This is a genomic window from Actinosynnema sp. NPDC050801 (genome assembly GCF_040673975.1).
Taxonomy (GTDB): domain Bacteria; phylum Actinomycetota; class Actinomycetes; order Mycobacteriales; family Pseudonocardiaceae; genus Actinosynnema.
On the sequence record NZ_JBFAQZ010000001.1, the window covers coordinates 194,255 to 208,948 of the forward strand.

At 71.6% G+C, this 14,694-nt stretch carries 15 protein-coding genes; 11 read left to right on the plus strand and 4 right to left on the minus strand.

All coding sequences use genetic code 11. From position 1 onward, the window contains the following. Positions 1 to 56 precede the first annotated feature (56 nt). Positions 57 to 1,514 (minus strand): CCA tRNA nucleotidyltransferase, encoded by a 1,458-nt coding sequence (locus AB0K14_RS00920; RefSeq protein ID WP_360448640.1) that lies wholly within the window; start codon positions 1,512 to 1,514, stop codon positions 57 to 59. A gap of 129 nt (positions 1,515 to 1,643) precedes the next feature. Between AB0K14_RS00920 and AB0K14_RS00925 the strand changes: the two genes are divergently transcribed. Genes AB0K14_RS00925 through AB0K14_RS00940 form a run of 4 tightly spaced genes read left to right on the plus strand, consistent with a single transcriptional unit; the run spans position 1,644 to position 7,615 of the window. After that, the gene (locus AB0K14_RS00925) at positions 1,644 to 2,162 is read left to right on the plus strand and encodes an NUDIX hydrolase (RefSeq protein ID WP_360448638.1); all 519 of its coding nucleotides are present in this window, start codon (positions 1,644 to 1,646) and stop codon (positions 2,160 to 2,162) included. Then, positions 2,159 to 4,420, plus strand: coding sequence for a DUF6049 family protein (locus AB0K14_RS00930; RefSeq protein ID WP_360448634.1), 2,262 nt, complete (start codon positions 2,159 to 2,161; stop codon positions 4,418 to 4,420). The genes AB0K14_RS00925 and AB0K14_RS00930 overlap by 4 nt, the downstream gene beginning before the upstream one ends. Next, a complete protein-coding gene (gene murJ / locus AB0K14_RS00935; protein WP_360448631.1) occupies positions 4,417 to 6,048 on the plus strand; it encodes a murein biosynthesis integral membrane protein MurJ in 1,632 nt (543 codons plus the stop codon). Before AB0K14_RS00930 ends, murJ begins: the two co-directional genes overlap by 4 nt. A 37-nt stretch (positions 6,049 to 6,085) precedes the next feature. Next, a complete protein-coding gene (locus tag AB0K14_RS00940; RefSeq protein WP_360448628.1) occupies positions 6,086 to 7,615 on the plus strand; it encodes a protein kinase family protein in 1,530 nt (509 codons plus the stop codon). A gap of 3 nt (positions 7,616 to 7,618) precedes the next feature. Here AB0K14_RS00940 and AB0K14_RS00945 read toward each other — a convergent pair whose 3' ends face one another. After that, positions 7,619 to 8,257, minus strand: coding sequence for a helix-turn-helix domain-containing protein (locus AB0K14_RS00945; RefSeq protein WP_360448625.1), 639 nt, complete (start codon positions 8,255 to 8,257; stop codon positions 7,619 to 7,621). A 252-nt stretch (positions 8,258 to 8,509) separates the two neighbouring features. Between AB0K14_RS00945 and AB0K14_RS00950 the strand changes: the two genes are divergently transcribed. From AB0K14_RS00950 to AB0K14_RS00975, 6 genes are all read left to right on the plus strand, one after another. Further along, complete coding sequence (locus AB0K14_RS00950; protein ID WP_360448622.1) at positions 8,510 to 8,884, plus strand: VOC family protein; 375 nt, start codon at positions 8,510 to 8,512, stop codon at positions 8,882 to 8,884. Between the two features lie 92 nt (positions 8,885 to 8,976). After that, the gene (gene sigM / locus AB0K14_RS00955; RefSeq protein ID WP_077010621.1) at positions 8,977 to 9,594 is read left to right on the plus strand and encodes an RNA polymerase sigma factor SigM; all 618 of its coding nucleotides are present in this window, start codon (positions 8,977 to 8,979) and stop codon (positions 9,592 to 9,594) included. Continuing rightward, on the plus strand, positions 9,591 to 10,349 hold the full coding sequence (locus tag AB0K14_RS00960; RefSeq protein WP_360448619.1) for a hypothetical protein: 759 nt from the start codon (positions 9,591 to 9,593) through the stop codon (positions 10,347 to 10,349). Before sigM ends, AB0K14_RS00960 begins: the two co-directional genes overlap by 4 nt. 116 nt (positions 10,350 to 10,465) lie before the next feature. Further along, entirely contained in the window at positions 10,466 to 11,464 is a 999-nt protein-coding gene (gene trxB / locus AB0K14_RS00965; protein WP_360448616.1) for a thioredoxin-disulfide reductase, read from the plus strand. A 29-nt stretch (positions 11,465 to 11,493) separates the two neighbouring features. Continuing rightward, entirely contained in the window at positions 11,494 to 11,820 is a 327-nt protein-coding gene (trxA, locus tag AB0K14_RS00970; protein WP_360448613.1) for a thioredoxin, read from the plus strand. Positions 11,821 to 11,991: 171 nt separating this feature from the next. Next, positions 11,992 to 13,134: an N-acetylmuramoyl-L-alanine amidase gene (locus tag AB0K14_RS00975; RefSeq protein WP_360448610.1), complete on the plus strand. Its 1,143-nt coding sequence runs from the start codon at positions 11,992 to 11,994 to the stop codon at positions 13,132 to 13,134. 71 nt (positions 13,135 to 13,205) lie between these two features. Here the strand turns inward: AB0K14_RS00975 and AB0K14_RS00980 are convergent, their stop codons facing one another. Continuing rightward, entirely contained in the window at positions 13,206 to 13,430 is a 225-nt protein-coding gene (locus AB0K14_RS00980) for a hypothetical protein (RefSeq protein WP_360448607.1), read from the minus strand. A gap of 40 nt (positions 13,431 to 13,470) precedes the next feature. Here AB0K14_RS00980 and AB0K14_RS00985 point away from each other — a divergent pair, with 40 nt between their 5' ends. Beyond that, positions 13,471 to 13,890, plus strand: coding sequence for a hypothetical protein (locus AB0K14_RS00985; RefSeq protein WP_360448604.1), 420 nt, complete (start codon positions 13,471 to 13,473; stop codon positions 13,888 to 13,890). Here the strand turns inward: AB0K14_RS00985 and AB0K14_RS00990 are convergent. Then, positions 13,887 to 14,639 (minus strand): metalloregulator ArsR/SmtB family transcription factor, encoded by a 753-nt coding sequence (locus AB0K14_RS00990; protein WP_360448601.1) that lies wholly within the window; start codon positions 14,637 to 14,639, stop codon positions 13,887 to 13,889. The two genes, AB0K14_RS00985 and AB0K14_RS00990, sit on opposite strands and share 4 nt — an antisense overlap. Between the last annotated feature and the right edge of the window lie 55 nt (positions 14,640 to 14,694).

The following is a 14,694-nucleotide window of genomic DNA, read 5'->3' on the forward strand; positions in this document are numbered from 1 at the left end:
GTCCCGCAACGGGGTGTCACTGGCCAAGCCCACAGCACCAGATTGCTCACTTGGTGTCAGTCACGCGGTGGCTCGACGCCCTCCGCGCGGGCCCATTCGAGCAGCTCGGCGACCGCCTCGTCGTGGTCGAGCGGACCGCGGTCCAGGCGCAACTCCTTGAGGAACTTCCACGCCCGGCCGACCACCGGCCCCGGCGGCACGCCCAGCAGCCGCATGATCTCGTTGCCGTCGAGGTCCGGCCGGACCCGCTGGAGGTCCTCCTCGGCGGCGATCCGCTCGATGCGGCGCTCAAGGTCGTCGTACGTGCGCTGCAGGGCGTTGGCCTTGCGCCGGTTGCGGGTGGTGCAGTCGGCGCGGACCAGCTTGTGCAGGCGGGGCAGCAGGTCGCCCGCGTCGGTGACGTAGCGGCGCACCGCCGAGTCGGTCCACTCGCCGCTGCCGTAACCGTGGAAGCGCAGGTGGAGGTACACGAGCTGGGCGACGTCCTCGACGATCTCCTTGGCGTACTTGAGGGCGCGCAAACGCTTGCGGACCATCTTCGCCCCGACCACCTCGTGGTGGTGGAACGACACCCCGCCGCCCTCCTCGAACCGCCGGGTGTCCGGCTTGCCGATGTCGTGCAGCAGCGCGGCCAGCCGCAGCACGAGGTCCGGTTCCGGGGTCTCCTCCAGGTCGATGGCCTGGTCGAGCACGACCAGCGAGTGGTGGAACACGTCCTTGTGCTGGTGGTGCTCGTCGATCTCCAGCTTCATCGCGGGCAGCTCGGGCAGCACCACGTCGGCGAGCTTGGCCTCGACCATCAGCTCGACCCCGGCCCGCGGGTGCGCGCCGGTGAGCAGCTTGGACAGCTCCGCCTGCACGCGCTCGGCGGTGATGCGGCTCAGCTCGCCGGACATGGCCGCCATGGCCTCGCGCACGCGGGGCGCGACGGTGAAGCCGAGCTGGGACACGAACCGGGCCGCGCGCAGCATCCGCAGCGGGTCGTCGGAGAACGACTCCTGCGGGGTCGCCGGGGTGTCCAGGACCCCGGTCCGCAGCGCCTCCCGCCCACCGGTCGGGTCGACCAGCCGCCGGTCGACCACGTCGTAGGCCATCGCGTTGACGGTGAAGTCGCGACGGACCAGGTCGCCCTCGATGCTGTCGCCGAAGGTCACCTCGGGGTTGCGCGTCACGCCGTCGTAGCTGTCCGCGCGGAACGTGGTGACCTCGACGGTCTGCCCGTGCTTGGTCGCGCCGACGGTGCCGAAGGCGATGCCGGTGTCCCAGATCGCGTCCGCCCAGCCCTTGAGCAGCGCCATGACCTGCGGCGGCCGCGCGTCGGTGGTGAAGTCGAGGTCGCCGGACAGCCGTCCGAGCATGGCGTCCCGCACGCTGCCGCCCACGAGGTACAACCGGTGGCCGGCCGCGGCGAAGCGGGCGGCCAGCTCGTCGGCGACGGGGAGTGCGCTCAGCAGTTCCACCACGGCATCGTCCTGCCCGGGAGAAGTGGCGGCGGAGGCGATCGGTACGGACACGAAGAGCCAGCCTACTGGTCGGCGGGGTGCGACCCGAACGAGTTGTCCACAGGGGCCGGTCGCTGTTGATCACTTCCGGCAACCCCGCTGTCACGTCCCGTAATCGCTGGTCGCCACTACCATCAGGGCATGCCCCAGTCGTCCGGTCGCTCCGGCGGTCCCAAGCCGAGGCGCCGGAACCGGCGTCGCGGTCGGCGGCTGAAGACCGTCGACGAGACGTCGGCGGGCGGACTGGTGCTGGACTTCGAGCAGCACGTCGCCGCGATCATCGGGCGGCTCGACCGCCGCGGCCGGCTGCTGTGGTCGTTGCCCAAGGGTCACATCGAGGCCGGTGAGACCGCGGAAGAGACCGCGGTGCGCGAGGTCGCCGAGGAGACGGGTATTCATAGCAAGGTCCTGCGCCCGCTCGGCTCGATCGACTACTGGTTCGTCGCCGAGGACCGGCGGGTGCACAAGACCGTCCACCACTTCCTGCTGGAAGCGGTGGGCGGCGAGCTTTCCGACGAAGACGTGGAGGTCACCGAGGTGGCGTGGGTGCCCCTTGGCGAACTGGACGACCGGCTCGCCTACGCGGACGAGCGTCGACTGGTGCGCCGAGCCGCCGAACTGCTCTCCGAGTACCAGACGGACGGAGCGGAGTCGGCGTGAAACGGCTGCTGTCCGCACTAGCGGCGGCGGGGGTCCTGGTCGTGACGTCCGCGTCCGCGGCCCCCGCGGCACCCGTCGACAGCGGGCGGCTGCCCGTCCGACCGGCGCCCGCGACCCAGGTCTGGGCGACCAGGGCGCTGTCCAGCCAGCCCGGCCAGCAGTCGCAGGTGTGGCTGCGCCTGGACGTCGAGGAGATGACCCCGCGGGTGATCACCTCCGACGGGCCCGACTCGATCACCATCTCCGGCAAGGTCGTCAACGTCGGCGACCGGGCGCTGGAGGACATCGAGCTGCGCCTGGAACGCGGACAGCCGCTGACCAGCGAGGACGAGGTCCGCAAGGCGTTGCGCGAGCCGACCGACGCGGAGTTCGTGCAACCGAACTTCACCCCGGTCACCGACCGCCTGGAGCAGAACGAGTCGAAGCCGTTCCGGCTCACCGTCCCCCTGGGCGGCACCGACCCCACCTCGCTGCGGATCACCGAACCCGGCATCTACCCGGTCCTGGCCAACATCAACGGCGTGCCCGCGTACGGCGGCCGGGCCCGGCTGGCCGCGTTGAGCACCCTGCTGCCGGTGCTCGCGATGCCCGGCGGGCAGGCGCCGACCCCGCCCGCGAACCCGGCCAAGCTCACCCTGCTGTGGCCGCTGGCCGACCGGCCGCGCATCGTCACCGCGAACCCGACCGTGCTGACCGACGACGAGCTGGCGGGCTCGGTGTCCATGGGCGGTCGGCTGTACGGCCTGCTCATGGCCTACGAATCGGCGTTGACGAGCCCGCTGGCCGCCGGCGTGTGCCTGGCCGTCGACCCCGACCTGCTGCGCACGGTCGCCGCGATGGCCCAGGGCTACGAGGTGCGCGGCCAGGGCGCGGGCAAGGGCCGCAGCGGGGCCGAGCTGTGGCTGGACCGGTTGCGCCTGCTGGTCGCCGGTCGGTGCGTGATCGCGCTGCCGGACGCGGACGCCGACCTCGTGGCGCTGTCCCGCGCCGAGCTGGGCGGCCTCGGCGACCTCGCGCTCGACGGCACCGAGGTGATCCGCGACATCCTCCGCGTGCAGCCGACCCAGGGCCTGACCTGGCCCGAGGACGGCGTGCTCGACCAGCAGACGCTGGCGGCGCTGACCGGGCGGGGCGTCACGTCCCTCGTGCTCGACCAGTCGGCCGTGGCGGGCACCCCCGGCACGGGGCCGGTCCGGTTCGACGTGGCCGACGGCAAGCCGGTCACGGCCGTGCGCATCGACGGCATGGTGTCCGACGCGCTGCAGGGCACGGCGGCGACCCGGCCGGTCGCGGGCGTGACCACGCCGAGCGAGACCCGGCCGGTGTCGGTGCAGAACGCGCTGGCCGCGCTGACGTTCCGGGCCGGGTTCCAGAGCACCGGCCAGAACGTGGTCATCGCGCCGCCGCGCCGCTGGAACGCGCCGACCGGTGAGGTCGACACGCTGCTGCGCACGACGAAGTCCCTGGTCGCCGGGGGGTTCGCGACCCCGGTCGCGCTGGAGTCGCTGCTGGCGGCCCCGCCGGAGCAGACGGCGGCGCTGAGCTACCCGGTCGAGGCGGGCGCGCGCGAGGTGCCGCCCGCGGTCACCGCGTCGGTGGCGGACTCGTGGCGGCGGTTGCAGCAGCTGTCGGAGTCGATGAGCCAGCCGGACGCGGCGTCCGCCGAGCCGCGCGACCTGATCGACCCGCTGCGGATGACCCTGCTGCGCGCGGTGTCGGGCGCGTGGCGCGGCAACGAGGACGGGGCGCGTGGCGCGCTCGCGGTCGGCCGTGAGCAGATCGACGGGTTGCAGGGCCAGGTCACGGTGACCGAGCCGAACAGCCCGATCCTGCTCGGCTCCGGCGACAGCCCCATCCCGCTGTCGATCAAGAACCGGCTCGACGTGCGGATCACGGTGCGGATCGTGATCGAGGACACGCCGGGCATCGTGGCCAAGGAGCTGGCCGACGTCGAGCTGCCCGCGCGCGGCGACCGCCTGGTGCGGGTGCCGGTCGAGGTGCAGCGGTCCGGGCGGTTCCCGGTGCACATCCGCCTGGTCACCACCAGCGGCGTGGAGCTGGGCGAACGGGCCCGGTTGGAGGTGTCGTCCTCGGCGTACGGGACGATCACCGTGGTCATCACCGGCCTGGCCGCGGCCGCGCTGGTGCTGTTGTCCGCCCGCCGCATCTACCGTCGGGTGCGGGCCGCGCGGGCCGCCACGGCACAGGTGCCGGACGATGCGAGCGGGGTCACGCCGGAGAGGTCGAGCACGAGTTGAGCGGAACAACCACGGTGACGCAGGAGCAGCCCCAGGGCCCGTCGCTGGCGCGGGCCAGCGGTTCGATGGCCGTCGCCACGATCGTCAGCCGCGCCTCCGGGCTGCTGTCCAAGCTGCTGCTGATCGCGATCGTCGGCGTCGACGTGCTCAACGACTCCTACCAGGTCGCCACGACGCTGCCGACGATGATCAACGAGCTGCTCCTCGGCGGCGTGCTGACCAGCGTGGCGATCCCGCTGCTGGTGCGCGCCGAGAAGGAGGACGGCGACCGCGGCGAGTCCTACGCGCAGTGGATGATCACCATGTCGGCGGTGGTCCTCGGCATCGGCACGATCATCGCGATCGCGTGCGCGCCGCTGCTGACGGCGCTGTTCATCGACTCGTCCGACGCCAAGCCCGAGCTGGTCACCGCGTTCGCCTACCTGGTGCTGCCGGGCATCGTGTTCTACGGGCTGTCCGCGCTGATCGGCGCGATCCTCAACACCCGGCACGTGTTCGGCCTGCCCACGTGGGCGCCCGTGCTGAACAACCTCGTGGTGATCGCGACCCTGGTCGTGTACTGGCTGATGCCGGGGGAGATCTCGCTCGACCCGGTCCGGATGGGCCAGCCGAAGCTGCTGGTGCTCGGCCTCGGCACGATGCTCGGCGTGGCGTTGCAGGCCTCCGTGCTGGTCCCCGCGCTGCGGCGGACCGGGTTCCGGTTCCGCTGGCGGTGGGGCTGGGACCGGCGGCTGTCGGAGTTCGGCGGCCTCGCGTTCTGGGTGCTGCTGTACGTGGCGCTCGGCTTCGTCAGCATGGTCGTGCTGACCAAGGTCGCCACGCACGACCGCGGCGCGATCACCGTCTACAACATGCAGTGGCTGATCGCGCAGGTGCCGTACGGGGTGCTCGGCGTGTCGCTGCTCACCGCGCTGATGCCGAAGATGAGCCGCGCGGCGGCCGCGCACGACACCGGCGCGCTGGTCGGCGACCTGGCGTTCGGCAACCGGATGTCGGCGATCCTGCTGATGCCGTTCAGCGCGTTGATGACGGTCTCCGGCGTCTCCATCGGCCTGGCGCTGTTCTCGTTCGGCAAGTCCGACGTCGGTGGCGGCGAGGAGATCGGCACGGCGCTGGCGCTGTCGGCGTTCGGCCTGGTGCCGTACGCGATCACGTTGCTGCAGCTGAGGGTGTTCTACGCGTTGAAGGACGCCCGGACGCCGACGATCATCCAGGGGATCATCGTGGTGGTGCGGATCGCGCTGCTGTACGGGTTCCTGGCGATCGCGCCGCCGGACAAGCTGGCGGTCGGCGTGTCGGTCGCGATGTCGCTGAGCTTCGTGGTCGGCGCCCTGGTCGGCCAGCTGTGGCTGCGGATCAGGCTCGGCCGGCTGCGCACCGGTTACACCGCGTGGACGATCTGCCTCACGGTCGTGGCGTCCGCGATCGCCTTCGCGGCGGCGACCGGGCTGGCGTGGCTCGCCGTCCGCGTGCTGGGAATCGAGTCCCGCGTGGCGGGTGCCTGGGTGGAGGTGGTGGTCCAGGCGATCGTCGGTCTACCACTGAGCTTCCTCCTGCTCGCCCTGTTCCGGGTACCGGAAGTGAAGCCCGCGATCGGCAAGATCAGTCGTTTGGTGGGTCGCCGATGACCCCTCTGACCCGACCCGGTCACGTACCCTCGGCCCCGTGAGCAGCGGTCCGATCCAGAACACCTCGCTGGTGCCCGGCGGGGTGATCGGCGACGGCCGGTACCGGCTGCTGGCGCGCTCCGGGGTGGACCGGCGGTGCGACGCGCACCTGTGGCGGGCCAGGGACGGGCAGCTCAACCGGGACGTGGCGCTGACCGTGCTGGTGGGCAACCCGGCCGACCACGCCGCCGCGGCGCGGGCCAAGCGGACCGCCGAACGCGCCATGCACGCCTCCAGCTTCACCCACCCGGGCGTGGCCCGGGTGATCGACGTGTTGACACCCGGGGCGGGGATCAGGCCCGACGAGGGCATCCTCGGCGTGATCGTGGCCGAGTGGACCCAGGGCACGGACCTGCTCGACCTGATCGCCGAGGGCCCGCTGCCGGCGGGTGCGGCCACGCGGTTGCTCGAACCGCTCGGCGCGGCGATCGAGGGCGCGCACCACGCCGGTCTCGTGCTCGGCGCCGACCACCCGCAGCGCATCCGGGTGACGTCGGACGGCAGGCTCCGGCTGGCGTTCCCCGGCCCGCGGCCCGACGCGATCGCCCGTGACGACGTCAAGGGCCTCGGCGCGATCCTGTACCTGCTGCTCACCGGGAAGTGGGCGCTGCCCGACGGCCCGGACGGCGTGCCCGCCGCGCCCACGGGGCCGGACGGCGCGGTGCTCGCGCCGAGCGCGTTGCACCCCTACGTGCCGCACGAGCTGTCGTCGGTCGCGGTGCGCAGCCTGGAGGACACCAGCGTCGGCGGGATCCGGACCAGTGCCGCGATCCTCCAGGTGCTCGACCAGATCACCCGGTCCGAGGCGCAGACCGCGCTGATCCGGCCGGTCCAGGACGACGCGGCGGACGACGGCGCGGTGTGGACCACGCAGCGCCCGGTCCGCGACAAGGACCGCAAGCACAAGCTGATGATCAGCGTGGCCGTGCTCGCGGTGGCCACGCTGGCCGTGGTCGTCTGGCTCGGCGTGCAGATCGTGAGCTTCTTCAGCGACGAGCCGTCGGGCGGCGGCGGACCGACGGTGGTGATCGGCCAGTCCACCGCGCCGGGGCAGAGCGGCCAACCCGCGCCGCCCGCGCCCCAGCCCGCCGGTCCCGTGCAGCCCGCGTCCGTCGGCGTGTACGACGTGACCAACCAGCCCGACAACGCCAACCGGGCCAGCCGCGCGGCCGACAACAACCCGACCACGGTGTGGCAGACGGAGAACTACTTCCAGCCGTTCCCGGCGCTCAAGCCCGGCATCGGGCTGATGGCCGGGTTCGCCGAGCCGGTGAAGCTGTCGTCGGTGACGATCACCTCGCCCAGCGAGGGCACGGTGGTGGAGATCCGCGTCGCGGGTGCCGCCGGCGCGCCGCTGGAGGAGACGAAGGTCATCGCGAACGCGACCCTGTCGGCGGGGCAGACCCAGATCCAGCTGGGCGACCACGAGCCGACCCAGCACCTGCTGGTGTGGATCACCAAGCTCACGGGCAGCGGCAAGAACAACCGCTCCGAGATCGCCGAACTGGTCTACACCCGCGCGCAGTAGCCCTCAGGTGCGGGTCGCGTAGCCGCCCAGCGCCGGTTCGAGCAGGTCGAAGACGCGGTGCGCGGACCGCGTGACGGTGGCCGCGATGTCGGCGTTGTCGTGCCCCTCCACGGTCAGCCGCAGCACTTCGCCGAACAGCAGCCGGTGCGCGCCCCCGAGCTGGGTGGCGACCGCCCGGGGCGTGATGTCGTCGGGCTCGGCGGCGGTCTCGGCGGCCAGGGCGGCGGCCAGGGCTTCCTCGCGCGCCTCGTGCAGTTCGCGCAGGCGCGCGGTCAGGGTGGGGCTGTCCACGACCATCCGGGCGAACGGCAGGCCGGAGAACCCGATCACCGGGTCGTGCCCGGCCGCGGCCTCCAGGAACGCCGTGCGCAGCGCGGCCAGCGCCGATTCGCCGACGGCCCGTGCGGCGACCGTGCGGGCGAGGCCCGCGGTGAACTCCTCGTGCTGGTCGAGGGCCAGGTCCTCCTTGCGCGCGAAGTAGTTGGTGACGGTCTTCTTGGCCACCCGCGCCGCCTCGGCGATGTCGGCGATCGTCGTCTCCTCGAACCCGCGCTCGATGAACAACCGGGTGGCGTGGTCGGAGATCGCCTGCCGGGTCTCCTGCTTCTTCTGCTCCCGCAGGCCGGTATTCGTGCTGGTCATGGCCCCACCTTGGCAGATTCGTACGTCGGGAGCAAACTTCGTCTTGACGTTAGGTAGTACGAATGTATAATTGCACTCGTAGCAAGAACAACGGAGGAGCCACCTTGCGACGAGAGCACCGGAACCACCGCCCGACCCGCGTCGACCGCAGGCCGCTGCCCGGCAAGCACCAGCCGGCCAGGCCGACCCGCGCCACCGGCGTGCCGCGCCGCCGCTCGTACTGATCCACCGATCCCGCACCGAGGAGACCGCTTGATCACCAAGTCCACGCTGTCGCTCAACGTCGACGACGTCACCGCGTCCAGCACCTTCTTCACCACGCACTTCGGCTACACCGAGCAGATGGCGGCCGACGGGTTCGCGTCGCTCGGCCACGAGGACGCGGTCGACCTGGTGCTGCTGCGCCGGGGCACCGAGGTGCTGCCCGAGGGCTTCCGCGACCAGCACGCCGCCGGGCTGATCGTCGCCTTCACGGTCGCCGACCTGACCGCCGAGCACGACCGGCTGCGCGCGGCGGGCGTCGAGATCACCATGCCGCTGCGCGAGGAACCGTGGGGTGAGCGCCTGTTCCAGGTGACCGACCCGAACGGCGTCATCGTCCAGCTCGTCGAATGGGTGAACTTGTGACGCGCGGTCGCGGCGGGCGAGTGCCGGGGCGTCGGCACTCGCCCGTGCAGGGGAAGAGGAGCGGGGTTGCCCGAGCCCGATAGGCTCCCGGCGTGACCGCCGCAGCCAGCTCGGACGCAGACCTCATCGCGGCGCACGCCGCGGGTGACCCGCACGCCTTCTCCGAGCTCGTGCGCAGGCACCGGGATCGCATGTGGGCCGTCGCGCTGCGCACGTTGCGCGATCCGGAAGAAGCCGCGGACGCGTTGCAGGAGGCGTTCATCTCGGCCTTCCGCGCGGCGGCGAGCTTCCGGGCCGAGTCGCAGGTGACCACCTGGCTGCACCGAATAGTCGTCAACGCCTGCCTCGACCGGATGCGCAGGCGGCAGACCAGGCCGACCGTCCCCCTGCCCGAGGCGGGCCCCGGCGAGCCGGTGGCGCCCCGCGACGCGATGGCCGAGCGCGAGACCCGCCTGGTGGTCCAGGCCGCCCTCAACGAGCTGCCGGAGGAGCAGCGCGCCCCGATCGTGCTGGTCGACGTGGAGGGCTACTCGGTGGCCGAGACGGCGCAGCTCCTGGGCATCGCGGAGGGCACCGTCAAGTCCAGGTGCGCCCGCGGGCGGGCCAAGCTCGCCAAAGTTCTGGGACACCTCCGGAACCAGAGTGCAGATGCGAACGTCCCAGTGAACGATGTGCAGGTGCAACAGGGACGTCAGTTGGAGGAACGATGACCGGCAATGCGCGGCGTTCAGGGCCGCCGTGGTCCGTCGACCTGCTGGCTGATCTGCACGCGGGGGCTCTGGACCCGCGGACCGAGGCCGAGCTGCGGCCGCTGGTCGAGAACGACCCCGAGGCCCGCGAGATCCTCGCCGCCCTCGACGCGACGCTCGACGACCTGCGCGACCTGCCGCCGATCCCCATGCCGCGCCACGTGGCCGAGCGGATCGACGCGGCCCTCGCCGACGAGGCACGACCGACCGCCCCGGTGATCGACTTCGCGCAGGCCAAGGCCCGGCGCGCCAAGCGGCTCGGCTGGGGCGCGGGCCTGCTCGCGGCGGCCGCGGTCGCCGTCGGCGTCGCGGTGGTGGCGATCCCCCGGGACAACACCGCCGGCGACGGCGGCGTGGCGCAGGGGGACAAGACCTCGACCACGCCGGCCAGCGCGACCGCCCTGCCGCCCGGTGGCGACAAGATGCCCGCGGTGCGCGGCGAGAACTTCGGCCCGGTGTTCGGCGACGTGCTCAAGGCGCAGAACTACGGCCCGCTGGAGAACCAGGAGCAGCTGGCCGACTGCCTGCGCGGCGCGAACATCACGGCGGGCAAGCCCCTCGGTGTCAGCCCCATCACGTTGGACGACAAGCCCGCCGTGATGGCGATCCTGCCCGGCGGCACGCCCGGCGCGTACCGCATCGTGGTGGTCGACCCCCAGACCTGCGGCCCGGACAACCCCGAGGGCGTCCTGGCGAACAGCACCATCGAGCCGTAGCCGAGCCGTGTAGCCGAACTCACCGCGAACGCGCGGAATTACCGCACCCTACGATCCGTTGTGCGAAGAGCCGGGCCGGGTGATCCAGGTCCGGGAGCGACTAACGGAGGTCGAGGGTGTCGGACGTTCGGAACCTGATCGTCGTGGGATCGGGGCCCGCCGGGTACACCGCGGCGGTCTACGCGGCGCGTGCCCAGCTCGAACCACTGGTGTTCGAGGGCTCGCAGTACGGCGGCGCGCTGATGACCACGACCGAAGTCGAGAACTACCCCGGTTTCCGCGACGGCATCATGGGCCCCGACCTCATGGAGCAGATGCGGGAGCAGGCCAAGCGCTTCGGCGCCGAGCTGCGCGCGGAGGACGTCGACGCCCTGGAGCTCGACGGCCCGGTGAAGTACGTCACCGCGAACGGCACCCGGTACGCCGCCCGCGCGGTCGTCCTCGCCATGGGCGCGGCGGCGCGCTACCTGCACGTCCCCGGCGAGCAGGAGCTGCTCGGCCGCGGTGTGTCGGCCTGCGCCACCTGCGACGGCTTCTTCTTCCGCGACCAGGACATCGCGGTGATCGGCGGCGGCGACTCGGCGATGGAGGAGGCGACGTTCCTGACCAAGTTCGCCCGGACCGTCACGATCATCCACCGCCGCGAGGAGTTCCGCGCCTCCAAGATCATGCTGGAGCGCGCGCGGAGCAACGAGAAGATCAAGTGGCTGCTCAACGCCGAGGTGGTCGAGGTGCTGGGCCAGAGCGCGGGTTCGGTGTCCGGGGTGAAGACCCGCGACACCCGCACCGGTGAGGTCACCGAGCACCCGTTCACCGGCTTCTTCGTCGCCATCGGCCACGACCCGCGCAGCGAACTGGTCAAGGGCCAGGTCGAGGTGGACGGCGAGGGCTACGTCCAGGTCGTCGGCCGGACCACCCACACGAACGTGGACGGCGTGTTCGCCGCGGGCGACCTCGTCGACCACACCTACCGCCAGGCGATCACCGCCGCCGGCTCGGGCTGCGCCGCCGCGATCGACGCGGAGCGCTGGCTCGCCGAGCACGGGACCACGGAGGCCGCCGTCACCGCCGAGCACGTCGGCGGCGGCTACGGCGAGCCCGTCTCCACCAGCTGAACCCACACTTTCCGCAAGGGAGATACAACATGGCAGGCTCCACCGTGGTCACGTCCGCGCAGACCTTCACCGACGACGTCCTCACCAGCGAGAAGCCGGTGCTGGTCGACTTCTGGGCCACCTGGTGCGGCCCGTGCAAGATGGTCGCCCCGGTGCTCGAGGAGATCGCCGCCGAGCACTCCGAGAAGATCACCGTCGCGAAGCTCGACATCGACGCGAACCCGTCGATCGCGCGGGACTACCAGATCATGTCCGTGCCCACCATGATCCTGTTCCAGGGCGGGAAGCCGGTGAAGCAGATCGTCGGCGCCAAGCCGAAGGCCGCGCTGCTCAAGGACCTGTCCGACGTGCTCTGAGCGCAACCCGAACGGGTGACCCGTCCGTCTTTTGCAGAGGCGGACGGGTCACCCGTTTGTGGATCCGTGACCACTCGCAGTAGCCCCGTCCGTGGCGTCGGCCGGAGCAAGGCACAATAGGGCGTCAAGGTTGCGTCGACGGATGTCGGCGCCTTAGTGAGCGAGGGGTGCATGCTGCTACTCCGCCGCGGGGATTTCGGTCCGGACGTCGCCGAGGTCAGGGCAACGCTGACGAAGCTCGGTCTGCTGTCCGATCCGCAGCCGTCCCAGGTGTTCGACCTGCCGGTCGAGCACGCTGTGCGCGCGTTCCAGCAGCAGCGGGGTCTCATCACCGACGGCATCGTCGGCCCGGCCACGTACCGCGCGCTGCGCGACGCGACCTACCGACTCGGCGACCGCCCGCTCGCGTTCCTCATCGCGCAGCCGGTGACCGGTGACGACGTGTCCGCGTTGCAGGAGCGCCTGCTGGAGCTGGGCTACGACGCCGGTCGGGCCAACGGCGAGTTCGGTCAGCAGACCGAACTGGCGTTGCGGAGCTTCCAGCGCGACTACGGCTTGATCGTCGACGGCATGTGCGGTCCGGACACGGTCCGCGCGCTGCGCCAGCTCCAGCCCAAGGTGCGCGGTGGGCGGCCGGTGTTCCTGCGCGAGCAGGAGCGGGTCCGCCGGGCCGGGCCGAGGCTCTCCGGCAAGCGGATCATCATCGACCCCGGTCACGGCGGCGCGGACCGCGGCGTCGTGGTCGACGGCGTGTCCGAGGCCGACGTCATGCTCGACCTGGCCAGGCTGCTCGAGGGCAAGATGGCCGCCACCGGCATGGAAGCCCTGCTCACGCGCGGGCCGAACCACAACCCGGACGAGGGCGAGCGCGCGCGCTTCGCCAACGAGGCGGGCGCCGACCTGATCCTGTCGCTGCACGCCGACCGCAACGACTCGCCGCTGGCCAGCGGTGTGGCGACGTTCCACTTCGGCACGGGCAACGGCACGTCGTCCACGGTCGGCGAGGCGCTGGCCGGGTTCATCCAGCGCGAGATCGTGGCGCGGACCGGGATGCTGGACTGCCGCACGCACCCCAAGACGTGGGACATGCTGCGGATGACCCGCTGCACGGCGGTCCGGGTCGAGGTCGGCTACCTGACCAACCCGGGCGACCGGCAGCGGCTGGCGAACCCGTCCTTCCGCGACGTCGTGGCCGAGGGCATCCTCGTCGCGGTGAAGCGCCTGTACCTGCTGGGCAAGGACGACCAGCCGACCGGCACGTTCACCATGGACGACCTGCTGCGGCACGAGGTCGCCACCGGCAAGATCCGCTGACCCCACCGGGCCCACCCGCCAGCTCCGACTTCTGAAGCGCGGAGCTTCGCCACGGCCGCCGGGTAGGGCGCCTACCAGCCCGTCAGCACGTCCAGCACCTCGGCGACGGCGTCCTCGTCGTCCGCGCGGTTCTGGGCCCGCAGGTCCAGCATCAGGTCGGTCAGCTCGTCCACCAGGTGCTCGCGCGGGATGCCCTCGGCCTGCCACCCGTCGAGCAGTGTGCGAATCTTCTCGAAGTCCCGCGATCCCTCGATGATCGCGAGTACCTTGCCCTGGATCTCCACCCCCACGTCCACGAGTCGATCTTATTGGCCGGCGCCGCCGGTGAGGAGCACGATGGAGTTCTACCGCCTCGAACCCGAGGTCGCCGGTGTGTTGGGCGAGGGCACGGTGATCGACGCCGCGGCGCACCCGCCGCGCATCGAAGCGGTGCACTACGAGATCACCGACTGGTCGGGTGACGACCTGGTCGAAGCGTTCCCGGTGTACCTGGTCACGGACGACCTGGCCGACACCCTGGTCGACAGCGGTCTGGACGCGTTCCGCATCCGGCGCGCCACGGTGACCCTCTCCGACGAGGCGCAGGAGATGCTGGAGGGCACGGAGCTGCCGACCTTCCACTGGCTGGAGGTGACCGGCCAGGCGGGCGTCGACGACCTCGGCGTCACCGACCAGGGCCAGCTCGTGGTCAGCGAGCAGGCGCTCGACCTGTTCCAGGGCGGCACGCTGGAGAGCTGCGACGTCGACCGCTACTAGCGGGCCGGCATCTCCCACGGGATGCCCGGCAGCACGTGACCGGTCTCCAGCAACGACTTCAGGTTCGACAGCACGGCCGCCCAGCCCGACGCCGCACCCGCGCGATCGGCCTCGTCGGCCAGGCCGGTGTGGGTGACGGTCAGCCGCACGATCTCGCCGTAGGCCTCGATCAGGAACGTCACGGTGGACGTCACCGACGGCTCGGCCGGGTCGGCCCACGTGGTCACCAGTCGGCGCGGCGGCTCGGCCTCGACGACGTGGCCCACCACGTCGTCGACGTCCGACCCGTCCGTGCGCCGGTGCGCCCAACCGGACCCGACCTGCCAGTCCGACACGTTGCGGTGGCCCCAGTACTCGGCCGTCACATCGGCGTCGGTCAGGGCCTGCCACACCCGTTCGGGCGTGCTCTCGATGTACGTCACGTACACGAACTCCGGCTTCACCGGTTCCTCCGCTCGTCGTTTCACGTCGCTGAGCAGCCGCAGCCGCGGCCGCTCGAACTTGTCGATCCACCGCTCCTGCACCTCGTGCAGCGGCACCGGGTTGAGGTAGTGGAGCTTCTCCCTGCCCCGGCGGGCGGTGCTGACCAGGTTCGCCGCCTCCAGCACGGCCAGGTGCTGGGTGACGGACTGCCTGGTCATGCCCAGCCGCGCGCACAGCTCACCGAGGGTCTGGCCGTTCTCCTCGTGCAGCCGGTCCAGCAGGAAGCGGCGCGTCTCGTCGGCCAGGGCTTTGAACACCTTGTCCACACCGCACGTTATGCAGGCAAATACCTGCATGTCAACTCGCGGCGAAGAAACCGCA

Bases quoted from the DNA above. Each gene is read 5' to 3' on its own strand.
- AB0K14_RS00925 (WP_360448638.1), top strand. From the start codon at position 1,644: ATGCCCCAGTCGTCCGGTCGCTCCGGCGGTCCCAAGCCGAGGCGCCGG.
- AB0K14_RS00945 (WP_360448625.1), bottom strand. From the start codon at position 8,257: ATGACCAGCACGAATACCGGCCTGCGGGAGCAGAAGAAGCAGGAGACC.
- AB0K14_RS00960 (WP_360448619.1), top strand. From the start codon at position 9,591: ATGACCGGCAATGCGCGGCGTTCAGGGCCGCCGTGGTCCGTCGACCTG.
- trxA (WP_360448613.1), top strand. From the start codon at position 11,494: ATGGCAGGCTCCACCGTGGTCACGTCCGCGCAGACCTTCACCGACGAC.
- AB0K14_RS00975 (WP_360448610.1), top strand. From the start codon at position 11,992: ATGCTGCTACTCCGCCGCGGGGATTTCGGTCCGGACGTCGCCGAGGTC.
- AB0K14_RS00985 (WP_360448604.1), top strand. From the start codon at position 13,471: ATGGAGTTCTACCGCCTCGAACCCGAGGTCGCCGGTGTGTTGGGCGAG.